Annotated in this window: 21 protein-coding genes; 9 read left to right on the plus strand and 12 right to left on the minus strand. The window is 63.3% G+C overall.

Annotated features, from left to right (window positions below):
• Window positions 1-604 precede the first annotated feature (604 nt).
• The 6 genes from KUV86_RS05720 to KUV86_RS05745 all read left to right on the plus strand — a co-directional run bounded on the left by KUV86_RS05720 (window position 605) and on the right by KUV86_RS05745 (window position 4,361).
• Window positions 605-976, plus strand: coding sequence for a c-type cytochrome (locus KUV86_RS05720; RefSeq protein WP_261397555.1), 372 nt, complete (start codon window positions 605-607; stop codon window positions 974-976).
• The gene (locus KUV86_RS05725) at window positions 973-2,427 is read left to right on the plus strand and encodes a cytochrome D1 domain-containing protein (RefSeq protein WP_315900962.1); all 1,455 of its coding nucleotides are present in this window, start codon (window positions 973-975) and stop codon (window positions 2,425-2,427) included. Before KUV86_RS05720 ends, KUV86_RS05725 begins: the two co-directional genes overlap by 4 nt.
• Window positions 2,428-2,443: 16 nt before the next feature.
• Entirely contained in the window at window positions 2,444-2,923 is a 480-nt protein-coding gene (locus tag KUV86_RS05730) for a hypothetical protein (protein WP_222483997.1), read from the plus strand.
• A 6-nt stretch (window positions 2,924-2,929) separates the two neighbouring features.
• Complete coding sequence (locus tag KUV86_RS05735; protein WP_261397556.1) at window positions 2,930-3,580, plus strand: cytochrome c oxidase subunit 3; 651 nt, start codon at window positions 2,930-2,932, stop codon at window positions 3,578-3,580.
• Window positions 3,581-3,614: 34 nt separating this feature from the next.
• On the plus strand, window positions 3,615-3,902 hold the full coding sequence (locus tag KUV86_RS05740) for a cytochrome C oxidase subunit IV family protein (RefSeq protein ID WP_222162425.1): 288 nt from the start codon (window positions 3,615-3,617) through the stop codon (window positions 3,900-3,902).
• Window positions 3,903-4,013: 111 nt separating this feature from the next.
• Window positions 4,014-4,361, plus strand: coding sequence for a hypothetical protein (locus KUV86_RS05745; RefSeq protein ID WP_222162424.1), 348 nt, complete (start codon window positions 4,014-4,016; stop codon window positions 4,359-4,361).
• Here KUV86_RS05745 and KUV86_RS05750 read toward each other — a convergent pair.
• The 8 genes from KUV86_RS05750 to norR form a co-directional block, all read right to left on the minus strand.
• On the minus strand, window positions 4,358-4,594 hold the full coding sequence (locus KUV86_RS05750; RefSeq protein WP_222484505.1) for a hypothetical protein: 237 nt from the start codon (window positions 4,592-4,594) through the stop codon (window positions 4,358-4,360). The two genes, KUV86_RS05745 and KUV86_RS05750, sit on opposite strands and share 4 nt — an antisense overlap.
• Window positions 4,591-6,540, minus strand: a complete 1,950-nt coding sequence (locus KUV86_RS05755; RefSeq protein ID WP_222483999.1) for a nitric oxide reductase activation protein NorD — start codon at window positions 6,538-6,540, stop codon at window positions 4,591-4,593. The genes KUV86_RS05750 and KUV86_RS05755 overlap by 4 nt, the downstream gene beginning before the upstream one ends.
• Window positions 6,541-6,548: 8 nt before the next feature.
• Window positions 6,549-7,346: a CbbQ/NirQ/NorQ/GpvN family protein gene (locus KUV86_RS05760; RefSeq protein ID WP_315900972.1), complete on the minus strand. Its 798-nt coding sequence runs from the start codon at window positions 7,344-7,346 to the stop codon at window positions 6,549-6,551.
• A gap of 100 nt (window positions 7,347-7,446) precedes the next feature.
• Window positions 7,447-8,787 carry a cbb3-type cytochrome c oxidase subunit I gene (locus KUV86_RS05765; protein ID WP_222484006.1) on the minus strand — a complete coding sequence of 447 codons (1,341 nt, stop codon included), beginning with the start codon at window positions 8,785-8,787 and terminating at the stop codon, window positions 7,447-7,449.
• An 80-nt stretch (window positions 8,788-8,867) separates the two neighbouring features.
• A complete protein-coding gene (locus KUV86_RS05770) occupies window positions 8,868-9,320 on the minus strand; it encodes a c-type cytochrome (RefSeq protein ID WP_222484008.1) in 453 nt (150 codons plus the stop codon).
• A gap of 285 nt (window positions 9,321-9,605) precedes the next feature.
• Window positions 9,606-10,007 carry a SirB2 family protein gene (locus tag KUV86_RS05775; RefSeq protein WP_222484009.1) on the minus strand — a complete coding sequence of 134 codons (402 nt, stop codon included), beginning with the start codon at window positions 10,005-10,007 and terminating at the stop codon, window positions 9,606-9,608.
• Window positions 10,008-10,011: 4 nt separating this feature from the next.
• Window positions 10,012-11,196, minus strand: coding sequence for an NnrS family protein (locus tag KUV86_RS05780; RefSeq protein ID WP_222484011.1), 1,185 nt, complete (start codon window positions 11,194-11,196; stop codon window positions 10,012-10,014).
• A gap of 156 nt (window positions 11,197-11,352) precedes the next feature.
• Entirely contained in the window at window positions 11,353-12,918 is a 1,566-nt protein-coding gene (norR, locus tag KUV86_RS05785) for a nitric oxide reductase transcriptional regulator NorR (RefSeq protein ID WP_222484022.1), read from the minus strand.
• A gap of 441 nt (window positions 12,919-13,359) precedes the next feature.
• On the opposite strand from norR, the gene hmpA reads away from it, so the two are divergent.
• The gene (gene hmpA / locus KUV86_RS05790) at window positions 13,360-14,532 is read left to right on the plus strand and encodes an NO-inducible flavohemoprotein (protein WP_206943758.1); all 1,173 of its coding nucleotides are present in this window, start codon (window positions 13,360-13,362) and stop codon (window positions 14,530-14,532) included.
• Window positions 14,533-14,699: 167 nt separating this feature from the next.
• Here hmpA and KUV86_RS05795 read toward each other — a convergent pair whose 3' ends face one another.
• From KUV86_RS05795 to yiaK, 4 genes are all read right to left on the minus strand, one after another.
• The gene (locus KUV86_RS05795) at window positions 14,700-16,214 is read right to left on the minus strand and encodes a tripartite tricarboxylate transporter permease (RefSeq protein WP_206943756.1); all 1,515 of its coding nucleotides are present in this window, start codon (window positions 16,212-16,214) and stop codon (window positions 14,700-14,702) included.
• 4 nt (window positions 16,215-16,218) lie between these two features.
• Window positions 16,219-16,770 (minus strand): tripartite tricarboxylate transporter TctB family protein, encoded by a 552-nt coding sequence (locus KUV86_RS05800; protein WP_222484023.1) that lies wholly within the window; start codon window positions 16,768-16,770, stop codon window positions 16,219-16,221.
• A 49-nt stretch (window positions 16,771-16,819) separates the two neighbouring features.
• Window positions 16,820-17,791, minus strand: a complete 972-nt coding sequence (locus KUV86_RS05805) for a Bug family tripartite tricarboxylate transporter substrate binding protein (protein ID WP_222162415.1) — start codon at window positions 17,789-17,791, stop codon at window positions 16,820-16,822.
• Window positions 17,792-17,975: 184 nt separating this feature from the next.
• Entirely contained in the window at window positions 17,976-18,989 is a 1,014-nt protein-coding gene (yiaK, locus tag KUV86_RS05810) for a 3-dehydro-L-gulonate 2-dehydrogenase (RefSeq protein ID WP_222484024.1), read from the minus strand.
• A gap of 384 nt (window positions 18,990-19,373) precedes the next feature.
• Here yiaK and KUV86_RS05815 point away from each other — a divergent pair, with 384 nt between their 5' ends.
• Window positions 19,374-19,691 carry an NIPSNAP family protein gene (locus tag KUV86_RS05815; protein ID WP_206943748.1) on the plus strand — a complete coding sequence of 106 codons (318 nt, stop codon included), beginning with the start codon at window positions 19,374-19,376 and terminating at the stop codon, window positions 19,689-19,691.
• Between the two features lie 13 nt (window positions 19,692-19,704).
• Window positions 19,705-21,363: a thiamine pyrophosphate-binding protein gene (locus KUV86_RS05820; protein WP_222484026.1), complete on the plus strand. Its 1,659-nt coding sequence runs from the start codon at window positions 19,705-19,707 to the stop codon at window positions 21,361-21,363.
• Window positions 21,364-21,393 lie beyond the last annotated feature (30 nt).

Here is a 21,393-nt window from a genome sequence, read left to right on the forward strand (position 1 = left end):
TCTTTTTGTGCGCGCTATTGCTCTTTTCTCGCAAAACTCTTGTCATCATTTGGCGCTATCAACACGCCGGACGATAGCCCTAAGGGCATCCGCCATCGGCGATGTTTCTCCTTGCCATTATGGAAACGCGCATTCCCGACAATTTCACTTGGTCTCTTGCTGACTCTTGATCCTCATCAACTATTTCCACCCCTTCTGGCAATCAGCCATATTTATATTTATTTTCAAATGCTTATCGAAAACAAACCTCTCTATTTACTGTCGCAAAAAGATAGTTTCATGCCATTTCAAGCAAGATATTGACGCGTATCATCTAACCGTTTTCCTGGACATCGACAGATCTTTAAAACTGGACTACTCAATACAACTTCTTTCCATCACTAACGCTTTCAATGGAAAAACAACGATCCATATCAATAAATATTCTTGATGAATCAAGGACACTGGCGAACGCAACAGGTCCATCGCTGGAGGCAGTGTTTCCATGGCATTGCGATATGTTTTTCGCCACTTCACCCGGTTAGCGCCAGCTCGGTGCGGGGGGTGGGTAGTGCGACCCTATCCACATCGACGGTTGGTGAAGCACTGGGCGGCGGCAAGTCGGATGCCAGCCCGCTTGGCGACAGCCGGTCTGATGACCGCTGGCCTGATGGCAGCAGGCCTACTGCTGAGCCCAACCTCCATGGTCGCGGCGGCGACGCCTGCGGCCGACGGTGTCGACTCCGCGGCCCTCGATAACCTGCTGCACCAGGACTGCGGGTCCTGCCACGGCATGACCTTGAAGGGAGGGCTTGGCCCACCCCTCACCAGCGAGCGACTGTCTGCCTATGACACCGACACCCTGACCACGCTTATCCTCGATGGCCTGCCCGGCACCGCCATGCCGCCATGGCGTGGCGTGCTGTCCCCTCAGCAGGCCCACTGGATCGCTGACGCCCTGAAGCATCAGCCTGCTGCTCCCCAGGAGTCTCCATGACCACCACGCTTTCCCGTTCCGGGCACGGCTCCCAACGTGACGCGAGCCCCGTGACAGGGTCACCGGCGCCCACGTCACCCACCGCCCTGTCGCCCGCCTTATCCATCGCATGGCGACATTGCCGTGCCATGCTGTCGCTTGGTCTGATGCTTGGTCTGGTGCTGGGCTCAGGATTTGCCATGGGACAGGATCGTTCCGAGGACACCACGACGATCCGCACGACCGACTCGCTTGGCACGTCACCTTCCCCCGCTGCACTGCCAGAAGACACCGACGCCTGCCAGCTGCGTGCCACCGGAGGACTCGGCGTAGTGGTGGAGCGGGCAGATGGCCGACTGGCGCTGGTGGACCGCCGCGCACACAAGGTGATTGGTCGCATCGAGGGGCTTGGGGATCTGTCCCATGCCTCGGTGAAGTTCTCCAGTGACGAGCGCTACGCCTATGTGTTCGGGCGTGATGGCGGGCTGACCAAGGTGGACCTGCTGTGCGCACGTATCGCCGCCCGGGTCATTCAGTCAGGCAACAGCATCGGCGGTGCGATATCCCAGGACGGGCGCATCGTGGCGGTGGCGAATTATGAGCCCGGCGGGGTCAAGCTGTTCGACTCGGATAGTCTGACGCTGCTGGCCGAGGTCCCGGCACGCTATCCATCAGGCGGTCAGTACAACGGTCAGCACAACAGCGTTCAGCACAACAGCGGTCATGAAGCCCTGTCGAAGGTGGTCGGCCTGGTGGATGCGCCTGGCCACCGCTTCGTCTACAGCCTGTGGGAGGCAGACGAGATTCAGATACTCGACACGACGCCCCTGGCCAGCGGAGACGCGCCCACCGTCACCCGCTTTACGCAGATCGGTGACCGACCCTACGACGCCTTGATCGACCCTATCGGCCGCTACTATGTGGCGGGACTGTTCGGCGAGGACCACCTGGCCCGACTCGACCTGTGGCACCCGGAGCGCGGGGTCGAGCCGGTGCTTTCCGGCTACCGTCAGGGCGACGAGTCACTGCCGGTCTACAAGATGCCGCACCTGGAAGGCTGGACCATCGCCAACGATCACGCCTGGTGGCCGGCGGTAGGCCGCCATGAGGTGCTGATGGCCAGTCTCGATGACTGGCAGCTCGAACGCCGTATCGCGGTACACGGTCAGCCAGTGTTTGTCATGAGTCGCCCGGACCAGCGACAGCTGTGGGTCAACTTCGCCTATCCGGATAACGACATGGTCCAGGTCCTCGACAGCGAGAGCGGAGATGTCATCAGGTCGCTGACGCCAGGCCAGGCCGTGCTGCATATGGAGTTCAGTCCTCGCGGCGAAGAGGTATGGATCTCGGCCCGTGACTCCGACCAGGTGGTGGTCTATGACACCGCCACCTTCGAGCTTCTGGCGACTCTCGATATCGCCTCACCGAGCGGCATCTTCTTCACCGACCGCGCCCATCGCATCGGCCTGTAGGCCCAGGAGACAAGGCATGCCGAGTCGCCCCCTGTCACTGGACAGCAACGATCACCACCCGCCGTCCGCCTCTCACTCGCAACAGCGTCGGGTTCTGCTGCTGTATGCCCTGATGCTGGGCAGCGTCATGGCGGTGGTGACGGCCCCTGTCTGTGCCCTCGTGGCGCATCTGTGGCTGCTGCTGCGACGTCCCGCCACTGCCCTGCTGGTCAGTCATCTGCGCTTTCAGCTGGCGACCTTCTGGTATGGCGTCGCGGCTGGCCTGGTGGGGCTTGGCCTGTGGCAGCTGATCGGTACTGCCAGTGAAGCCCTGGCGCTGAACGGACGTGTCGGCTGGGCCTATGGCTATACAGGTATTACCCTGGCGCTGATCTGGATGGTGGGACGCTGCGCCCTCGGCATTCGTAGACTGTTGGCGCAGCAAGCGATTCCGTGCCCATGGTCGCCATGGCTTGGGGGCTGTCGCATTTGCTTCACCGACGCGCCGCCACACTGATACGTCATGGCGAACCTCAAGCGACGGCGTGATATCGAAGGCCCCAGCGATAAGCGTCCCAGCGCTATGCCCAGCGCTATGCCCAGCCCTGTGCCCAATCCGGGCTGGGGCCCGCTGTCGGGCCTGCCTGGCAACCCGCTGATGTGGGTGTTGATCCTCAGCGAGCTGCTGGTCTTCGCGGCCTTCTTCGGTGTGTTTGCCTGGCACCGTGCGAACGCACCGCAGTCCTTCTTGCTCGGCCAACAGCATCTCGCGCCGCTGATCGGCGGTCTCAATACCCTGGTATTGCTCACCAGCGGCCTGGCCGCAGCGCTGGCCGTCGATGCCTCCCGACAACCACCTTCTGCGCGACAGCGACGCCGCACCCGTCAGCGGCTCTGGATCGCCATGGCGCTGGGTATCCTGTTCTGCGTGATCAAGGCTTTCGAATATCACCTCGAGTTCTTTACCAGCCCAATACCCAATAGCGTCACCTTCTTCACTTTCTATATCGGTCTGACCGGTTTTCATGCGGCACACGTCATGTTTGGTCTATGCCTGCTGGCCATCGCCGCCTGGCGCCCACACCCCCATACGGTGGAGACCGTCGCTGCCTTCTGGCACATGGTGGACCTGGTCTGGGTGCTGCTTTATCCGCTGCTGTACCTGGTGAGATGACGCCAACGACACCCGTATCGAAGGGACCACGACCATGCACCACGACCTGCAACGACGCCGCTGGCGAACCTGGGCGCTACTGATGCTGATGACGCTGCTGGCCATGGCCAGTAGCGCCCTGCATCGGGGCGAGTTGCCCTGGTGGGGCCTGACGCTGGTGATCGGCGCCAGCCTGATCAAGGCGCAACAGATCCTGGCGAACTACCTCGACCTGCGTATTGCCCCTTCCGCCTGGCGCGGCGGACTCTTGATCATGGTCGGCGTGATGGGACTTTGCCTCGCGGCGGCGGGCTTGCTGCCGCGCTGGCTGGCAATGGGCTGATGCGGCCTCGCTGCCAAGCCCCCCGCCAAAAACAGCCCCGACTGAAACAGACCCGCCCGAAACAGACCCGCCCGAAACAGACAAGACACGACCAACACCCAAGGAGCCATGATGAACAAGGCCGTGGAAGTTGACATGACCTTCGAGGATGACCCGAGCGAGACCATCCGCCTGATCGCGGTGATCGACGAACACGGCGACCTGACCTCCGAGCAGGTCTACGGCTACGCTCGCGACCACGCAGAAGAAGCGCTGGTCACCTACCCCTTCGTGCTGGATCGCCAGAGCGATGACCACTACCAGATCCAGTGGGGTTACGGTGACTGCACCCAGAGTGCACTGAACTTTTCCTCCCCGGCGGTGCTGCTGGGACAGCGCGTGCTGAGAACCGACATCTATCGCCACGACAGCGCCCAGTTTGCCTACGAAATAGTGGGTATCCGGGACCTCGTCCGCTAGCCAGGGAATCGCTGCTCCAGATAACGCCACACTTTAAGGGTCCACCAGATCACCACGGGGACCAGCGGCATCAGCAGGACTCCCCAGTCTCGGTGATGGATCAGCCAGGCCAGCGGCGTCAGCAACGCCACTGCCAGTGCCAGGCCGGCTACCAACGCCAGCCGATGGCGTGGTGCATTCCCTCTGCGCTGGTTCCTGTCGTGGTGGCTGGCATCGCTGCGAACGTCCCTCATTGCGCCACCAGCTGGCGATAGATGCCCGGCAGCGCAAGCGCCAGATGTTCCGGCCGCGGCACGATAGCGTAGCCCGAACGGCCGAAGATACGGCTCAGGTAGCGGCTCGCCTCGCGATCGATGGTCACCGCGAACACCCGCACCCCGTCGCGCATGGCCTCGCGCACGGCATGGCGGGTGTCCTCGATGGCGTATCGTCCCTCGTAATAGTCGGTATCGTTCGGCTTGCCGTCGGTCAGCACCAGCACCAGGCGGTGTCGACGAGGATGGTCCACCAGCCCCTTCGCCAGATGGCGGATTGCCGGTCCCATGCGGGTATAGTGACCCGGCGTCAGCGCCGAAATGCGGCGTTCGACACGCTCTCCCATGGGCTCATCAAAGCCCTTGAGCTGGCGCACCCAGACCCTGTGGCGGCGCTGGGAAGTAAAACTATGAATACTGACATCGTCGCCACAGTCGGCGATGCCATGTCCCAGCACAATCAGTGCTTCCTGGGCCACGTCGATGACCCGGCGGCTATCGAGCCAGGCATCGGTGGAGAGCGATACGTCGATCAGGATCGACACCGCCAGATCCCGCCCCTGGGGCCTGGCATCGACGAACAGCCGATCGCTGGCCTGGCTCCCTGCCGCCAGGTCGCAGCGACACCGCACCAGTGCATCAAGATCCAGCTCGTCGCCCTCCGCCTGGCCTCTCAGCCACTCACGCCGCGGCCTGAGCGCCTCGAACTGTCGGCGCACCTTGCGCACCCGTCGAGACGCCTGCAGATCCCCTTGCCAGGGCTCGGCCTCGTCGGTGGCGGGCTCGACGATCACCCGGCAGTGGTCCGCTAGCAGGCACCCCTTGCGGTAGTTCCACTCGGGGTACAGCACCTCATCAGGCTGGCTCGCCACCAGCGCCTTGTCGGCAATGGCGTGGGGCGCCAGCTCAAGCGACATGTTCAAGCGTGACGCAGCGCGCCGCTGGTGGCGACTCAAGGTGATCTCGTCGAGCTGGTCGGCGGCTTCCCGCGCGGCCTCTTCGTCCTCATCCTCCAGCTGACGGTTGACGTTGACCATCTCCGCCCAGGACAGCATCTTCTCCGAGGCATTCAGCATCAGCGGATCGTCCCTCTCCGACTGGTCCTGATAATGTCGCTCGGCCTTGCGCTTGGCACCTTCCACCTCGACCGCCTTGGGCAAGGCTGACGCATCGTCAATGTCCTCGTCGTCATCACTCGCCCCCCACAGGGTCATGGGGCTCAGTGCCTCGCCCCACAACGGCAGTGGCAGGTAGTGACGATAGCCCTTGGGTGCCCGCACCTCAGGGCATGTCCTTGCAGCGCCATGCTGGAGCCAGTCCCACCAGGGCGACGCCTCACCAGCGTCATCCCCCAGCAGGCGGCGAACCAGCGCCTCCACGGCGGCCTCTGCCGGTGGCAATCCACGGCGCTGAGGACGCGCCTTGAGCAGCGCCCGACAGAGTCGCGCGTGACGGGCGGCGAACCCCGGATAGCGCGCCAGGGTGGCCTCGGTACAGCGCCGGGCCTCAGCCAGCGACGCCAGGTCACGAACCAGAGGGTCGCTCGCGGCAGCGATGGGGCGGGCCTCAGCCAGAAACATCACCAACCAGCGATACAGGTCCAGGTTCAAGGCACATTCGGGCAGCAGCGCCAGGCGCGGCGGCAGCAGCAGGTGTTCGCGATCTCGCCGCGCCACCACCAGCGCCTCTTCATCGAAACCCAGCCGCTGTCGCCACGACAGCCGGTGGCGAGAGGCACGCTTGCCGATGGCCTCGATGGTCAGGCCCGGGTCTCCCCCGCTGGCGCGAAACAGCACCCCCAGCGGGCGAGACAGCTCATCGAGGTGAACCGCCGCCTCGGCATACTCCGGGTAGCTCGCCGCGCGGGACGCCCAGCGGTGCCAGCGACGGCCCACGAACTCCTCGACCTCAAGAAACTCCAGCATGACAGTGGCTACCCGAACGTGGCGGTGACGACATCCTCGATGCCCTTCAGCACATCAGGATCGTCACTGAGAGGTTCCAGCAGCGCTGCCCGGGCGGCGTCCAGCACCGGCATGCCGGCCTGGATCAAGCTGGCGCAGTAGATCAACAGGCGTGTCGAGACGCCCTCCTCCAGATCCTGGCCCTTCATCGTCCTGAGCCGGGCGGCCAGGCTGACCAGCGCCTCGCAGCGCTGACGGGGCAGGCCGCTCTCCCGGGCTACGATGTCGACTTCGACCGATGCCGCGGGAAAGTCCAGCGAGATGGCCACGAAGCGCTGGCGCGTGCTGGGCTTGAGGGTCTTGAGAATATGTTGGTAGCCCGGGTTGTAGGACACCACCAGCATGAAATCATCCGGGGCCAAAAGCTGCTCGCCGGTGCGCTCCAGCGGCAGCAGGCGCCGGTCATCGGTCAGCGGATGCAGCACCACGGTCACGTCCTTGCGTGCTTCCACCACCTCATCCAGATAGCAGATCCCACCGTCGCGAACCGCCCGGGTCAGGGGGCCATCGGACCACTCGGTTTGCCCACCCTTGAGCAGATAGCGCCCGGTCAGATCTGACGCCGTCAGATCATCATGACAGGCCACCGTATGCAGCGGCAGGCCAAGCCGCGCTGCCATGTGACGCACGAAACGCGTCTTGCCGCAGCCCGTGGGCCCCTTGAGCATCAGCGGCAGCCGCTGGCGATAGGCATGCTCGAACAGCGCGACTTCGTTACCCTGAGGTTGGTAGAACGGTACGCTGTCAGCGGCCAGGCTGCGCGGCAGTGGTGAGAGTAGTGGTGAGAGTAGTGGTGAGAGTGAAGCGTGAGTCTTCAAGGGGGTCCTCCAGACAGTCGAGGCCGCCCTAAGACGGCCTCGATGCGGGTCAGGCAGCAGACAGTGTCGAGCCCGCCGCCGTGCCTCGGCGAATCGGCCCGAACAAGGCATAGAGCAGTAGCGCCGCGCCCACCACCACAGCGATACCGGTGCCCAGGCGCATGGCGTAGAACAGGCCGAGCTGGTCCTGCACCTCCATGTAGTTCATTCCCAGCACCCGCTGCAGATGGGTCTGCACCGCACCAGCAAAGGTCAGGGTGAAGGTCATGAAGCACATGGCCGACGTCAGAATCCAGAAGCCCCACATATTGAGCACCTGGTTGAAGGGCTGAGTCCGGCGCAGCTGCGGCATGGCATAGCTGATCACCCCGAGGATCAGCATCACGTAGGCGCCATAGAAGGCCAGATGGCCATGGGCTGCCGTCACCTGAGTGCCGTGGGAGTAGTAGTTGATGAAGGACAGGGTATGCATGAAGCCCCACACCCCGGCGCCGAAGAAGGCCACCGTCGGGCATCCCATGGTCCACAGCATGGCCGCCTTGTTGGGGTGATTGCGCGAGCCCTTCCAGAACATCACAAAGGAGAACACCACCATGGCGAAGAACGGAATCACCTCAAGGGTCGAGAAGATGCTGCCGATGGGCTGCCAGTAGCTGGGGGTGCCGATCCAGTAGTAGTGGTGTCCGGTGCCGAGTAGCCCCGAGAACAGCGACAGACCGACGATGACGTACAGCCACTTCTCGATCACCTCGCGGTCCACCCCGGACATCTTGATCAGCAGATATCCCAGCAGCGACGCCATGATCAGCTCCCACACGCCTTCCACCCAGAGATGCACCACCCACCACCAGTAGACCTTGTCCACCGACAGGTTGCCCGGGTTGTAGAATGCGAACAGCCAGAACACCGCGGCCAGCCACAGGCCGAGCATCAACACCAGGTTGATGGTGGTCTTGCGGCCCTTGAGCAAGGTCATGCTGGTGTTATAGAGAAAGATCAGGAAGGACACCGTGATCAGCACCTTGACGAAGAACGGCTGCTCGAGAAATTCACGCCCCTCATGGATCCCCAGCTGGTAGCACGCCAGGGCGGCGACGCCCGCGACCACGAAGATGCCCAGCTGAAGATAGGCCAGCATCGGACTATGGATCTCCCGTTCAGCCTCTTCCGGCATCAGGTAGTAGGTACAGCCCATAAAGCCGATCAACAGCCACACAATCAGCAGGTTGGTATGGCTAACCCGGATCACGTTAAACGGCATGAGCTGGGCCAGAAAATCAGGAAACACATAGACCACTGCGGCCATGATGCCAAACACGACCTGCAGGGCAAACAGCCCCATGGCGACCAGAAAGAAGGCGTAGGCCACCTTCTGCGTTTCATATTTCATGTTGCATATCCCTCCAGGATTATCCCTCTCTCGACCCCATCTCGTGACTGCCGACCACTGGCTGGCATAGCCAGAGGCTGCTACCCGGACTCATGGGGTGGCCAGTTCTGGTCATCGATGGCATCGGTCCATTGAAGGAAGTCGATCAACGACGTCATTTCTTCGTCGCTAATGTCAAAGTGCGGCATCTTTCGACGACCGGGGATCGCTAGCGGCTGTGCGCGCATCCAGGCGGCCAGGCCTGCTCTAGCAGCCTCTGGGTTGTCACGTCCCTTGTAGCGTGTCCATACATTGGAAAGCTCTGGTGCGAAATAGGCCCCCTCACCCATGATGCTGTGGCAGTTGATACACATGTTTTTCTCCCAGACATGCTTGCCTGCCCTCACCGAATCGGTGAGAGGGAGGGCACTGGTAGACTCCTTCACGATGTACCAGTGACTATGCGCCGTCAGAGCTACAAAGATCAGGAAGAAAAACAGTGAGCCACCATAGAAGATGTTGCGTGCTGCAGATTTTGTCAGACCCTCGGCCATGACGACGCCTCCTCATTGTTTTGGCCCATGGCGCCGAAAAGACAGACCTCCATGGCGCCGATATTCATTGTATGAAGAGGAGAGGCTTTATACCTGACAAAAACACTCGGAATATGACGTGCATCACCCATTTTATCGATTGATTCGCCCTATCAACCACTTAATGGAGTGACGTTATTCACCCTTTTTTGGCAGAGAGATACGCCTACTTAATGGAGACAATGCCGTCACCATAAACACTGAAAGAAAAGCATTGATACAGCTCAAAGACGAGCCGCCATCGGGTCATGAAAATGACGAAAACCAGGAGAGCATACTGTGGCGATGAGCCGCCCCCAGCATGTAGAGAAACACCACAAGAGCCAGTGAGGCAGCGACGCTGCGTATCCAGAAAGGCAAGGTTGGCCGCATGGCCAGCATTCCAAGTCCGATATAGGCCAGCAAGGCCGTCAGCTTGGCGGCAAGCCAGGGTGTCTGGTGAGGCCACTGGGAAGTCGACACCATCAGCGCTACCCCTGCCGCCAGCAACAGGCTGTCCAGAACATGAGGGAGCTTTCTCATCGTGGGGGAGCCAACCGCTGGACCGGCCTGCATCGCACGACACCAGCGCCAGGCGAAGAACAGCACGCTGAACACGGCCAGCGTCACATGCAGCGATTTTATGAACAGATAGAGGCTTGCTGACATGCTGCTAGCCCATCTGACCGTCGAGGCGAGGTGCGCTCAGTATCGGCAGGTAGTGCAGCAGGAACAGTCCGTAGCCGGCGCACCAGCACACAATACTGGCGCTGTAGACCCAGTGGGTTACCGAAGGCCATAGCGCCAACAGCAGCGAGCGTGACAGTCCGGCGATGACCAGAAGACCCAGGGCCACGCCAACCCCTGGCAGGCAGCGCATGGGACGGCCGGTATGTCCCAGCGACACGCGGCACATCATCGACAGCATCATGGTCCCCATGGCGCCCACCGTGATGGCGTGAATGCCCAGCTCCACGCGGCCGACACCGAACAGCCCGAACGCCCACAGCAGCAGTCCCAATGGGACAAAGGCATAGCTCAGGTGCAGACTCCACAACAGCGGCTCCCGCGCGGTGGCCACCCCTTGCCAGCGGATCAGACGCAGCGGGTGAAGCACTGCCGCCAACAGCAGAATACTGGCCAGCAGGGCATCAGGCAGCTCAATGCCAAACGTCCGGGCCAGCTGCAGCAGCACCGCCACGGCCAGACTGCCCAGTGCCGCACCTTCCAGCCATCCCAGCGCCGGTCGTCGCTTGAGTCCCATGCGGTTGGCGGTGAACATCGGGATGACCCTCCCCCCCAGCACGGCCATGATCAACGTGACCAGCATGACCGCCAGGTAGGAGGACTGACGTACCAGCTCCGGGTCTCCCCGAGCAACGCCCAGGTGACTGCCCAGATTGGCCCCGGCCAGAATCGCCAGCACCGGGATAAAGACCAGATTACGCCAGCGCCTGGCTTGGATGACCATCACCGCCATCACCGCACAGACCAGCACAAGAAAGCCGACGTCCAGCGCCACTACCAGGGGCTCGGGCAAGCCGGGAAACGCCAGCCCTAGCCTCGCCGCCAGCCACAGCGCTACAAGCCCGAGCAGTGGACCACCGTGCAGGCCACGCAGTCCCGTCCAGGTCTGCACCGCGGTCAAAAGAAAACCCGAGACCACCGCGGCCACCACGCCAAACAGCATTTCGTGCTGGTGCCACCACAGCATGCCCGCCCGGGGCGACAGCAGGAACACACCGTGCCAGTAGCCCAGCCACAGCAGCAGCGACAGCAGACTGAATGCCGCCGCCAGCAAGAAGAAGGGGCGAAAGGCAAGGCGTGCCAGCGGCAGGCGATCGGCAATGGAGGACATGACAAGTACCCGAGTAAAGCCGTTGGTCTTGTCCAGTCTGGCCCGCTTTGGCTATCGCCACCATGATGCACATCAAAGGCACTGCTGATGCCAGGCCGACCGTCCTCCTGCTGGCCGTCTCCAGATAGCAGCCTCGCTAGTGCCTCCGGGCGCCCCTCAGGCCTTCATTCCCAGCCGCTTGGCCAAACGGTGCAGGTTGCCCGGGTCCATGCCCAGCCGACGCGCCGTTCCGGCCCAGCTCTGCTCCATGGCCAGAGCCTGGCTGATGCAATCGCGCTGGAACTCGTCCGTCGCCTGCCTGAGCGGCAATAGGTCATGTGCCGTCCCACGTTGAGCACTCACCTGCTCATCGAGGTGGGCGGCTGAGCGCGTCAGAGGAGGTGTCTTCAGTCCAAGGTGGACGGTATCGATACGCAGGCTTCTGCGTCGTGCATCCGGTGACGCCAGCCGGTCGACCTCGGCCATCGCCAGCAGCGACGCCCTGGCCAGCAGGGACTCCAGCTCACGCACGTTGCCCGGCCAGTGCCATGCGAGCAGTGCTGCCCGCGCCTGGTCGCTAAGACGCAGATTGCCGACGCCAAGTCGCACCCGGTTTTGCTCGAGAAAATGTCCGGCCAGCAACATCACGTCATCCAGGCGCTGGCGTAGCGGCGGGACCTCAAGGGGAAAGGCGCTGAGCCGATGATAGAGGTCTTCACGAAAGCGTCCCTGGGTCACCTCCTGGGCCAGATCCCGGTTGGTCACCGCCACCACCCTGACGTCGACATGGCGCAGCTGATCGCTGCCCAGGGGCTGAATCTCCCCTTCCTGCAGCACCCGCAGCAGCTTCGGCTGCAGCTCCAGTGGCAGTTCTCCCACTTCATCCAGCACGAGGGTGCCACCGTCGGCCATCTGGAAGTGGCCTTTGTGGTCGCTCACCGCCCCGGAGAAGGCGCCGCGCCGGTGGCCGAACAGGGTACTTTCGATCAGTGATGCCGGTAACGCCGCACAGTTCACCACCACCAGGGCCCCCCCGTCGCGGCGCGAACCATGATGCAGGGCGTGAGCAATACGCTCCTTGCCGACACCGGTTTCCCCGTGCACCAGCACGCTCATGTCGGTAGCTGCCACCAGTTCGACCGACGCCATCAGCTTGCGCATGGTGGCGCTGCGCCAGCCCACCAGGCGCTGGTTGCGATGGCCCTCAGGAGCATGGTTCAGGGCCAGCTGCAAACGCGCACTGTCCAGACGCTGCGACAGGCGCAGGCAGGTGCCCAGTAGCTCGGCAGCAGCCAGCAGACCCTCGTCATCCAAGTCGGCGAGGGCTCCCGGGGTCAGCGCGTCCAGGGTCAGCATGCCGATCAGCTCGCCACCATCGCGCAGCGGGACACCCAGGCAGTCATGCACCGGAGTCAGGCCGTCATCCAGCAGGCCATCATAGGGATCGGGTAACCCACAGTCGGCAGCAAAGCGACAGACCCCGGGCGCCTTGGCGATAGCGTCCAGGCGAGGATGGTCCTGGAGCACAAAGGTTCTGCCCGCGACCCCATCAGGCAGGCCCTGAATCGCCACGGGTCGAAGCCCTGGCCCGTGTACGACCAGCAAGGCACTGGCGTCCGCCGACGTTCTCGCCACCAGCGAGCGCAGCACGCCCTGCCAGGCCTCGGCGAGCTCAGGCCCCTGTTGGTCACCCAGCCGCTGCAACAGTCCGCGCAGCTGTTGAAGAAAGTCGACCACCCGCATTGTCCTTTTGACATGACCAGTGTCAAAAAGATAGCAACAACCTTGTCGATATGACACTAGGCAACATTCGCTTGCCCCTCGATCGCGCTCGTCCTGCCCGCCCCAGCCTGCCCTAGCCCGCCCCAGCCCGCATTCTCGCTGGCGATCCTGCCAGGGCCGCGGCAAGTTGGCGCACCCATGACGCCTGGGCACGGCCCTTGCTCCTGAGACATCAGGCAGAGGGAGCCTGACGCGTCACCACGTTCTTGATCTTGAAACGCGCAGCGCTTCAGCACGGGCGCGAACGGCCACCCTCCGACCCGCTGCGCCGGCCTGGCTGACCACCTCGCCAGGACTGCGACTAGTCCGCAGCGAGCCAAGCCTCCGATACGACAGCGCCAAGACGCCAAGATGAAGGATGCACGGCACCTTCGTCACCACCTTTCCCTGACAGGACCTACCATGACCACAGCTGCCCAAGACGCCATCATCGATGCTACCGCCCCGCTGGTCGCCGAGCATCTGGACGCCATTACTGCCCGCTTCTACCCGCTGATGTTCGAGCGCTACCCAGAGGTCAAGGCGGTGTTCAACCAGGCCCATCAGGCCGACGGCGGCCAGCCCAAGGCCCTGGCACGGGGAGTGCTCGCCTACGTGGGGCTGCGCCAGCAGCCCGAGGCGGTACGCCAGCAGATGCAATCCGTCATCAGCAAGCATGTCTCGCTGGGCATCCAGCCCGAGCAGTACCCCATCGTTGGTGAGTGCCTGATGGCCGCCATCGGCGACGTCCTGGGCGATGCCGTCACCGCCGAGATCGCTGACGCCTGGGGAGCCCTGTATGGCGACCTGGCCGAGCTGCTGATCGCGGCAGAGGCCGAGCGCTATCAGGCCTTCGCTGGCCGCCCCGGTGGCTGGCAGGGCCTGCGCGAGTTTCGCATTGCCCATATCCAGCGCGAGTGTGAGGTCATTCGCTCCTTCATCCTGGCACCTTGCGATGGTCAGCCGGTCGCCGATGCGCTGCCGGGTCAGTACATCGGACTGCAACTGCGCATCGACGGCGAGACCGTCCACCGCCATTACAGCCTGTCCGGCAGCCCCAACGGCTGCGATTACCGCATCTCGGTCAAGCAGGAGCCAGGCGGACGGGTCAGCAACTATTTGCACCAGCAGATGCAGGTTGGCGACACCCTGGCGCTGTTGCCTCCCGCCGGAGAGTTGACGCTGGACAATAGTGATAGGCCGGTGATGCTGATCAGCGGTGGCGTGGGCCAGACGCCGATGCTGCCGCTGGCACGCCAGGCGCTCAGCCAGGGCCGCCGGCTGTGCTATGTCCATGCGGCAAGGGACATCCACCACCACGCCTTTCGCAGCGAAGTGGACGCCCTGGTGAGGGAGTACCCGACGCTGATGACGCGGATCTGTGCCTATGATCATGGAGACGACGGTGATATCACGGGACGCCTTGAACAGTCTCTGCTCGCCCGACTGCTGCCCGGTGCCGATACCCAGTGCTATTTTGTCGGCCCTGGGCCCTTCATGAGTGCCATCGACAGCCACCTGGCCGCCCTGGGTATTGCCCCTGAGCAGCGCCACTACGAGCACTTTGGTCCCTCGCGTCCACTGCACGCAGCCTGATCCCTGTTGATCTTCGTCACCGTCGCTTGAGCACCGTTGCTTTAGCGCCAAAGCGCTATCAACAAAGCTTCCTCTGCGACGCCGTCATCCGTAAAAAAGCCGCGCTCTGGGATCAGAGCGCGGCCTGCTGGCAGATGCAAGATGGCGATGGTGGCTGGACCAGCGCCTCAAGCGTGCTGACGAGCTTCCGGCTTTCTTATCACCATGAAGTAATAGAACACGCCGGTCAGTGCCAGGAAGAACAGACTGTCTGGACTGGTGAGGAAGATCAGCGGATTGCCGTCGGACAGCGACAGTGAGCGCCGACAATATTCCTCCAGGCTCGGCCCCAGCACAAAGCCCAGCAACAGGCAGGCCACCGGGTAGCCCTGGCGCCGCAGCAGGAACGCCAGCACGCCGAATACCAGGGCAAGGCCCATCTGGAACACCGAATAGGTCGCCACATAGCAGCCCACCAAGGCCACCACGGCAATACTGGCGTACAGCACATCGCGCCGGATGGAGACGATGCGCACGAAATACGGCCCCAGCACGTACAGGGTCAGGGGCACCAGCACCAGCGCAGATACCAGCAGGGCCATGAACATCGGTGCCACCAGCGCTAGCTGGCTGTCGAGGAACTGTGGCCCCGGCTGCAGGCCGTTGACCACCAGTACCCCCAGCACAATGGCGGTGGTTGGGTCACCGGGAATACCGAACGACAGCATCGGCACGAAGGCCCCGCTGCACATCGCATTATTGGCCCCTTCCGCGGCGGCGATACCTTCTACCGAGCCCTTGCCATACTTCTCCGGGTGGCGTGAGCTGCGCATGGACTCTGCGTAAGCCACGAAGGCCGCCATGGAGCCGCCCGCACCGGGCAATACACCGACGCTATAGCCGATCATGGCCGACTTGAGATAGCGATAGAGTCCGATCTCGCGCACCTCTTTCCACGGTGGAATAAAGTCGCGGCGGCGAATGGCGCTGGCCTTGATCGCATCCCGCTCGACGGTACGCTTGGCACGATTCTGCGACTGCACCAACAGCTCGCTGACGGCAAAGGCACCGATGACCAGCGGCATGATGTCGATGCCCTGCATCAGTACCCCAGTACCAAAGGTGAAGCGGGTAATCGGCTGCATCACGTCGATGCCGACAGTGGCCACCATCACCCCCAGGGTGGTCGCGACAAGCCCCTTGGAGATGGCCCCGCGCTGAGAGATCACGATCACGATCAGCGCAAAGGCAATCAGCGAGAACTTGCCGGGGGTACGAATCAGCAGCGCGGCATCCGTTGCCAGGGGTGCCATGACCATCAGCAGCAGGGCCCCGATGGCGCCACCGATCATCGACGCCAGCGCCGCGTGCCCCAGCGCCTTGGCGCCCTGGCCGCGCTGCTGCAACGGATAGCCCTCGATCGCCGTCATCATCGAGGCCGGGGCGCCGGGAATATTGATGGTCGTCGCGGTGATGCTGCCGCTGCACATCCCGGCCATGAAGATGCCCGCACAGGCCACCAGCGCGGCGGTGATGTCGAGGCTATAGGTCAACGGCAGCAGCAGCGCGATGGCCAGCATCGAGGTCAGCCCCGGCACCGCACCAAAGAAGGTACCGATCAGGTAGCCACCGATCAGATAGGGCAGGATATCCGGCTGCATCAGCACCGCGAAGCCCTTGGACAGTTCGATCAGGTAATCCATGCCGTCACCTCCACAGCGTCGGCAGACGCACCTGGAACACCAATTCGAACAGGGCGTATCCCAGTAACGCGATGACCGCCGCCACCAGCGCCTTGAAGCCCAGGCTGCGAAGCGCAGGACGGCCCGCGCCAAAGATCAGCATCATGGCGAAGGCGTAAGCAAAGGTAGAAAGAAAGTAGCCGACGCTGGCAAACAGACTGATATAGAGACCGGTCGCCAGGGTCACCGCCAGGGCGCCCTGCCAGATTGATGCCGGTGCCGGCTCGCCCGAAGTCGCCGCTTGAGTCGCCTCCTGGTCAGACTCGCTCATCGGGGCCTCGTCCTTTACGCCATCGGCTCTCGTATCCCGGCGATCGGCCCTGATCACGAAGGCCAGCGCCACCAGCATGACAACGCCCAGAAGCACCGGAAAGAAGGACGCGGTCAGCGCACCATCGTGCAGTGGTGGCGCAATCTTGAAGGCTTCGACCAGGTAGATCAGGGTCGCTGTCAGCAGGCAGGCGACAACGCCTCGCCGCCCACCCAGCCAACCTCCCGCCCGTAGCAGCAGTTTCATGGCAACATCCTCACAAGGGTTGCCGCCGGCGCCCGACGGCAACCGAGACTCACTGGCCAATCAGGCCGGCTTCCTTGAGCTCATCCATCCGCGCGAACAGCTCTGCCTGGGTATCTTCTGCCCAGGCCTCGACCTCGTCGGCACCCAGCCAGTTGGGGGTGACCCCTACGTCGACCAGCCAGGTCTGAAATTCTTCACTGTCGTAGGCCTGCTGATAGGCCGCTTCCAGGGCCGTCAGGGCGTCTTCCGGCGTGTTGGCCGGCGCGGCCAGAATGACAAAGCTGCCCATCTGGATGTCGTAGCCCAGCTCGCTGGCAGGGGGCACATCAGGGAAGCTCTCGCTCTGGACGTCGGTGAACTCCACCAGGCCCTTGGCGTTGCCGGCTGAAATCAACGACTCAAAATCGCCTAGGCTGGTCAGCGCAAAGTCCACCTCGCCGTTGAGCAGGGCTTCCTTCTGGGGCGCGGCACCGCCGGGATAGGACACGATCTTGAATGACACGTCGGCCTGGTCCTGCAGTTGCAGCAGGGTCAGGTGGGTACGCGAACCCATGTTCTGAATACCCGCGCGCACCTCTCCGGGGGCCGCCTTGGCAGCGTCGATCAACGCCTCCAGGCTGGTATAGTCCGAGTCTGCGGGCACCACGATGGCATCGGGTTCACTGGTAATACGCGCAATCAGGTCGAGCTTGTCGATATCAAAGCCGGCCAGCATCCCCTGCCAGGGAATCGTCACCACGCTGTCGTAGGTCAGCGCCACCAGGGTATAGCCGTCGGGACGGGCTCCCAGCGTCTGGACCAGACCATTGGCACTCATCCCACCCTCGATGTTCTCGACATAGATGGTGCCATCGAGGGACGCTTCGGCAAGATTGGAGATCTTGCGGACGATGCCATCGGTGCCGCCGCCGGCGCCCCAGGGCACGATCATGCGGATATCACGCTGGGGATAGTCGGCCTGCGCGCTGGCACTGGCGACAACGATCAGGCCTCCCAGGGCCACGCTCATCAACTTGCGCATCTTATTCACTCCTTGCCATTGTTGTTGGCGATTTGGGTCTGTTGGCATTGTGATTGCTGGCGGTGCGACTGCTGGCGTCACACTGATGGCCCTGCACCGAGGGCCGGTGGAAGCGGATACTGGCCTGCCCTGACAACATTGCCGCTTGGCGACGGCCGACTCATTGACCTCTTCTCAAGGCTCTTTATCTAGGAAGGGCGAGAACGGCCTGCCACAGGTCGTCGGGCACGTCGAGCAGGCTGTCGGTGTCTGCGTGGCGCCTATTTCCGGTGGATTGTCCCGGCCAGCGGGGCGGCCGGCCCGCGTCCACCGGCACGGCGTCGGCCAGGTGGCTGGCAAGCCCTTCGACCAGCGCATTGCAGGCCTCGAGGCCGGCCAGCTTGCGCGGGTCGAAGACCAGAAAAACCTGGGAGGCGCCGCCACCGCTGCCGCGTCCCAAGGTATCGATATGATGGGTGGGGTTGCCCTGGGACAACAGCGCCGCCATCACGTCCAACAGCATCGCCAGGCCGGATCCCTTCCAGTAGCCCGCAGGCAGCAGGCGCCGCGACTCAGCGATGGCGCCAGGATCGCGACTGAGCTGTCCCGCCTGGTCGAAGCCACCGTCCACCGGCAAGGACTCGCCGGCCAGGGCCAGGCTGTTCAGCTTGCCGTAGGAGAACTGGGACATGGCCATGTCCAGCACCATGGGGCCCTGCTCGGCTGGCACCGCCATGACCAACGGGTTGTTGCCGATACTCTGGCTGGCGGCCCCCCAGGCGGGCATGCAGGATTCGGTGTTGGTCCACATGATCGCAGCATATCCCCGCTCGACCGCATGCCAGCCATAGCTGCCGCCGCGCATCCAGTGGGTGGTATTGCGCACGGCGACCAGCCCCATGCCATGCTCGGAGGCCAACTCCATGGCGCGCTTAGTGGCGTCGAGTGCGTGGCGAACGCCAATCCCAAAGTGGCCATCGAAGACTTCCAGGGCACCCAATCGTTGCACCAGGCTCAGCCGAGCAGCCGGATCGACCCACCCCTTGTTCAGGTAATCGACAAAACGCGGAATGCGGCCAATACCGTGGGAGACCACCCCGTCACGAGTACTTTCAGCATGAATGCGCGCGCACAGCTCGGCATCTTCCGGCGCCAGGCCCGCCGCATTCAGCACTGCGGCCAAACGCGAGCGCAGCTCGTCAAAGGTGACCTGAGTCATCGAACCTCTCCTTGAGGGTGGTGCCTCGCCGCTCAGGGCCAGCACCGCCGGCGAAGATTAAGTACTACATCATACAAAGTTGCTGTATGAGCAACATAGACGGGGCCACCGCACAACGAAATGCGACTTTAGTGAAGCAGCGACCAGCAACGACGTCCCTTCGGCAACCCCGCGTCCCGACCGGGCGGCGCTATTACCCCCCTATCGCTACCAGATCGCTACCTTAACTCTGCTTTATCGCTAGCTTATCGCTGCTACGAAACACCCTTTCCTACCTTCGCTGCCTCCACCTTCCACCATGGTCGTACTCGCGCGAATTAATCATATGTACTACAAATATTGACAAATGAATGCCTCACCCATCGTGCCCCACCAGGAGATCCCATGATCGTCGACCACCGCACCTACACCATGGTCCCCGGCCGCTTGAACGCCTTTCTCGAGCTCTACGAACGCGAGGGTTTGCCCATCCAGCAGCGCCATTTGGGCAATCTGATTGGCTACTTCGTCACCGAGACCGGACCACAGAATCAGGTGGTGCACCTGTGGGGGTATGCCTCCGCGGCGGACCGGGAGCGCCGTCGCACGGCCATGGAACAGGACCCCGAATGGATCGCCTATCGCAAGAAAAGCGCCGAGGCCGGTAACGTCCAGCATCAGACCAACAAGCTGTTGCGCTCCACCCGATTCTCACCGCTCTGAGCCAGGAGGTTTCATGACCCATCCTCACGGTGGACTTGCTCTGGTCAAGGCGCTGCAGCAGCAGCGGGTCGAGCGGGTATTCTGCGTGCCCGGCGAAAGCTATCTGGCAGCGCTGGATGCCCTCCACGAGGCCGAGATCGAGACCATTGTCGCCCGCCAGGAAGGTGGGGCTGCGATGATGGCAGAGGCCGATGGCAAGTTGAGCGGGCGCCCTGGCGTCGCCTTTGTGACCCGCGGCCCGGGCGCCACCAACGCCGCCAGCGGCGTGCACGTGGCCTATCAGGATTCCACGCCCATGGTGCTGTTCGTCGGCCAGGTGGCAAGCGACCAGCGCGATCGCGAGGCCTTTCAGGAGGTCGACCTGGTCGCCATGTTCTCGCCCCTGGCCAAGTGGGTCGCCAATATCGATCGGGTCGACCGCCTGCCGGAATACATCAGTCACGCCTTCCACGTGGCCCAGAGCGGGAGGCCTGGCCCGGTGGTGCTGGGCCTGCCGGAAGACATGCTGTCGTCAGACTGTGATGCGGCGTCGGTGCCTGCCGCCACCCTGCCTAGCGGGCTCGCCGCGCAGCACGACGTGCAGGCAGTGATGCGCGCCATTGGCAGTGCCGAACGCCCACTGGTCATCGTCGGAGGCGGCGGCTGGTCGGCTCGCGCCGCCGAAGCGCTCGGTCACTTTGCACGCCTGTGCGAACTCCCCGTCGGCGCCTCCTTTCGCTGCCAGGACTACCTGGACAATCGCCATCCGAACTACGTCGGCGATGTGGGCATCGGCATCAACCCGGCGCTGGCCCAGCGGGTCCGTGATGCCGACCTGATCCTGGCCCTTGGGGCGCGCCTGGGCGAGATGACCACCAGCGGCTACACCCTGCTGACGCCACCGCTGCCACGTCAGCGGCTGATCCACGTGCATGCCGATCCCAACGAACTTGGGCGGGTCTACCGTCCTGAGCTGGCGGTGGTCGCGTGTGCGGGGGCGATGATCGAGCAGCTGGCGGCAGCGGCCGAGGCGCCCAGCGTCGAGCGCGGCGCCTGGGTCCGCGCCGCCCGCGACGACTACGCCAGCTGGCAACAGCCGGAGCCCACGCCAGGCGCGCTACATATGGAGAACGTCATTGCACGGCTCAATGAGGTGCTGGGTGATGACGCCATCCTGACCAATGGCGCCGGCAACTACTCCGCCTGGCTACACCGCTACTACCGCTATCGCGGCTTTCGCACCCAGCTTGCCCCTACCTCGGGCTCCATGGGCTATGGCTTGCCCGCCGCCATTGCCGCCAAGTTGCGCCATCCCGAGCGGGATGCCATCTGCCTGGCCGGCGACGGCTGTTTCCAGATGGTCTCCCAGGAGCTGGGCACCGCCTGCCAGTATGGCGCTGCGGTGGTGATTCTGGTGATCAACAACGGCATGTACGGCACCATTCGCATGCATCAGCAGAAGCGCTACCCACGGCGGCCGTCCGCCACCGATCTGGTCAATCCAGACTTTGCTGCCCTGGCCCGCGCCTATGGCGCCTTCGGCGAAACCGTGGACCACGATGACGCCTTCGCGGACGCCCTGTCACGTGCCCTGGAACATACCCGGCGCAGTGCCTCCCCGGCTCTGCTGGAGCTGCGCCAGGATCGCCAGGCCCTGTCTCCCCGGCTGACCCTGGAACAGCTCAATCCCTGAGGCGAGCGTGCTGGCAAAGCCGACCGACCC

Source organism: Halomonas sp. DP8Y7-3 (assembly GCF_019801675.1).
Classification (GTDB): domain Bacteria; phylum Pseudomonadota; class Gammaproteobacteria; order Pseudomonadales; family Halomonadaceae; genus Halomonas; species Halomonas litopenaei_A.

What these genes read in the sequence shown, in the direction of transcription:
- KUV86_RS05745 (WP_222162424.1), top strand. Translation starts at nt 4,014, where the DNA reads ATGAACAAGGCCGTGGAAGTTGACATGACCTTCGAGGATGACCCGAGC.
- KUV86_RS05750 (WP_222484505.1), bottom strand. Translation starts at nt 4,594, where the DNA reads ATGAGGGACGTTCGCAGCGATGCCAGCCACCACGACAGGAACCAGCGC.
- KUV86_RS05725 (WP_315900962.1), top strand. Translation starts at nt 973, where the DNA reads ATGACCACCACGCTTTCCCGTTCCGGGCACGGCTCCCAACGTGACGCG.
- KUV86_RS05755 (WP_222483999.1), bottom strand. Translation starts at nt 6,540, where the DNA reads ATGCTGGAGTTTCTTGAGGTCGAGGAGTTCGTGGGCCGTCGCTGGCAC.
- KUV86_RS05735 (WP_261397556.1), top strand. Translation starts at nt 2,930, where the DNA reads ATGGCGAACCTCAAGCGACGGCGTGATATCGAAGGCCCCAGCGATAAG.
- KUV86_RS05775 (WP_222484009.1), bottom strand. Translation starts at nt 10,007, where the DNA reads ATGTCAGCAAGCCTCTATCTGTTCATAAAATCGCTGCATGTGACGCTG.
- KUV86_RS05770 (WP_222484008.1), bottom strand. Translation starts at nt 9,320, where the DNA reads ATGGCCGAGGGTCTGACAAAATCTGCAGCACGCAACATCTTCTATGGT.
- KUV86_RS05730 (WP_222483997.1), top strand. Translation starts at nt 2,444, where the DNA reads ATGCCGAGTCGCCCCCTGTCACTGGACAGCAACGATCACCACCCGCCG.
- KUV86_RS05780 (WP_222484011.1), bottom strand. Translation starts at nt 11,196, where the DNA reads ATGTCCTCCATTGCCGATCGCCTGCCGCTGGCACGCCTTGCCTTTCGC.
- KUV86_RS05800 (WP_222484023.1), bottom strand. Translation starts at nt 16,770, where the DNA reads ATGAAACTGCTGCTACGGGCGGGAGGTTGGCTGGGTGGGCGGCGAGGC.
- yiaK (WP_222484024.1), bottom strand. Translation starts at nt 18,989, where the DNA reads ATGACTCAGGTCACCTTTGACGAGCTGCGCTCGCGTTTGGCCGCAGTG.
- KUV86_RS05805 (WP_222162415.1), bottom strand. Translation starts at nt 17,791, where the DNA reads ATGCGCAAGTTGATGAGCGTGGCCCTGGGAGGCCTGATCGTTGTCGCC.
- KUV86_RS05815 (WP_206943748.1), top strand. Translation starts at nt 19,374, where the DNA reads ATGATCGTCGACCACCGCACCTACACCATGGTCCCCGGCCGCTTGAAC.
- KUV86_RS05765 (WP_222484006.1), bottom strand. Translation starts at nt 8,787, where the DNA reads ATGAAATATGAAACGCAGAAGGTGGCCTACGCCTTCTTTCTGGTCGCC.
- KUV86_RS05740 (WP_222162425.1), top strand. Translation starts at nt 3,615, where the DNA reads ATGCACCACGACCTGCAACGACGCCGCTGGCGAACCTGGGCGCTACTG.
- KUV86_RS05820 (WP_222484026.1), top strand. Translation starts at nt 19,705, where the DNA reads ATGACCCATCCTCACGGTGGACTTGCTCTGGTCAAGGCGCTGCAGCAG.
- norR (WP_222484022.1), bottom strand. Translation starts at nt 12,918, where the DNA reads ATGCGGGTGGTCGACTTTCTTCAACAGCTGCGCGGACTGTTGCAGCGG.
- KUV86_RS05720 (WP_261397555.1), top strand. Translation starts at nt 605, where the DNA reads ATGCCAGCCCGCTTGGCGACAGCCGGTCTGATGACCGCTGGCCTGATG.
- hmpA (WP_206943758.1), top strand. Translation starts at nt 13,360, where the DNA reads ATGACCACAGCTGCCCAAGACGCCATCATCGATGCTACCGCCCCGCTG.
- KUV86_RS05795 (WP_206943756.1), bottom strand. Translation starts at nt 16,214, where the DNA reads ATGGATTACCTGATCGAACTGTCCAAGGGCTTCGCGGTGCTGATGCAG.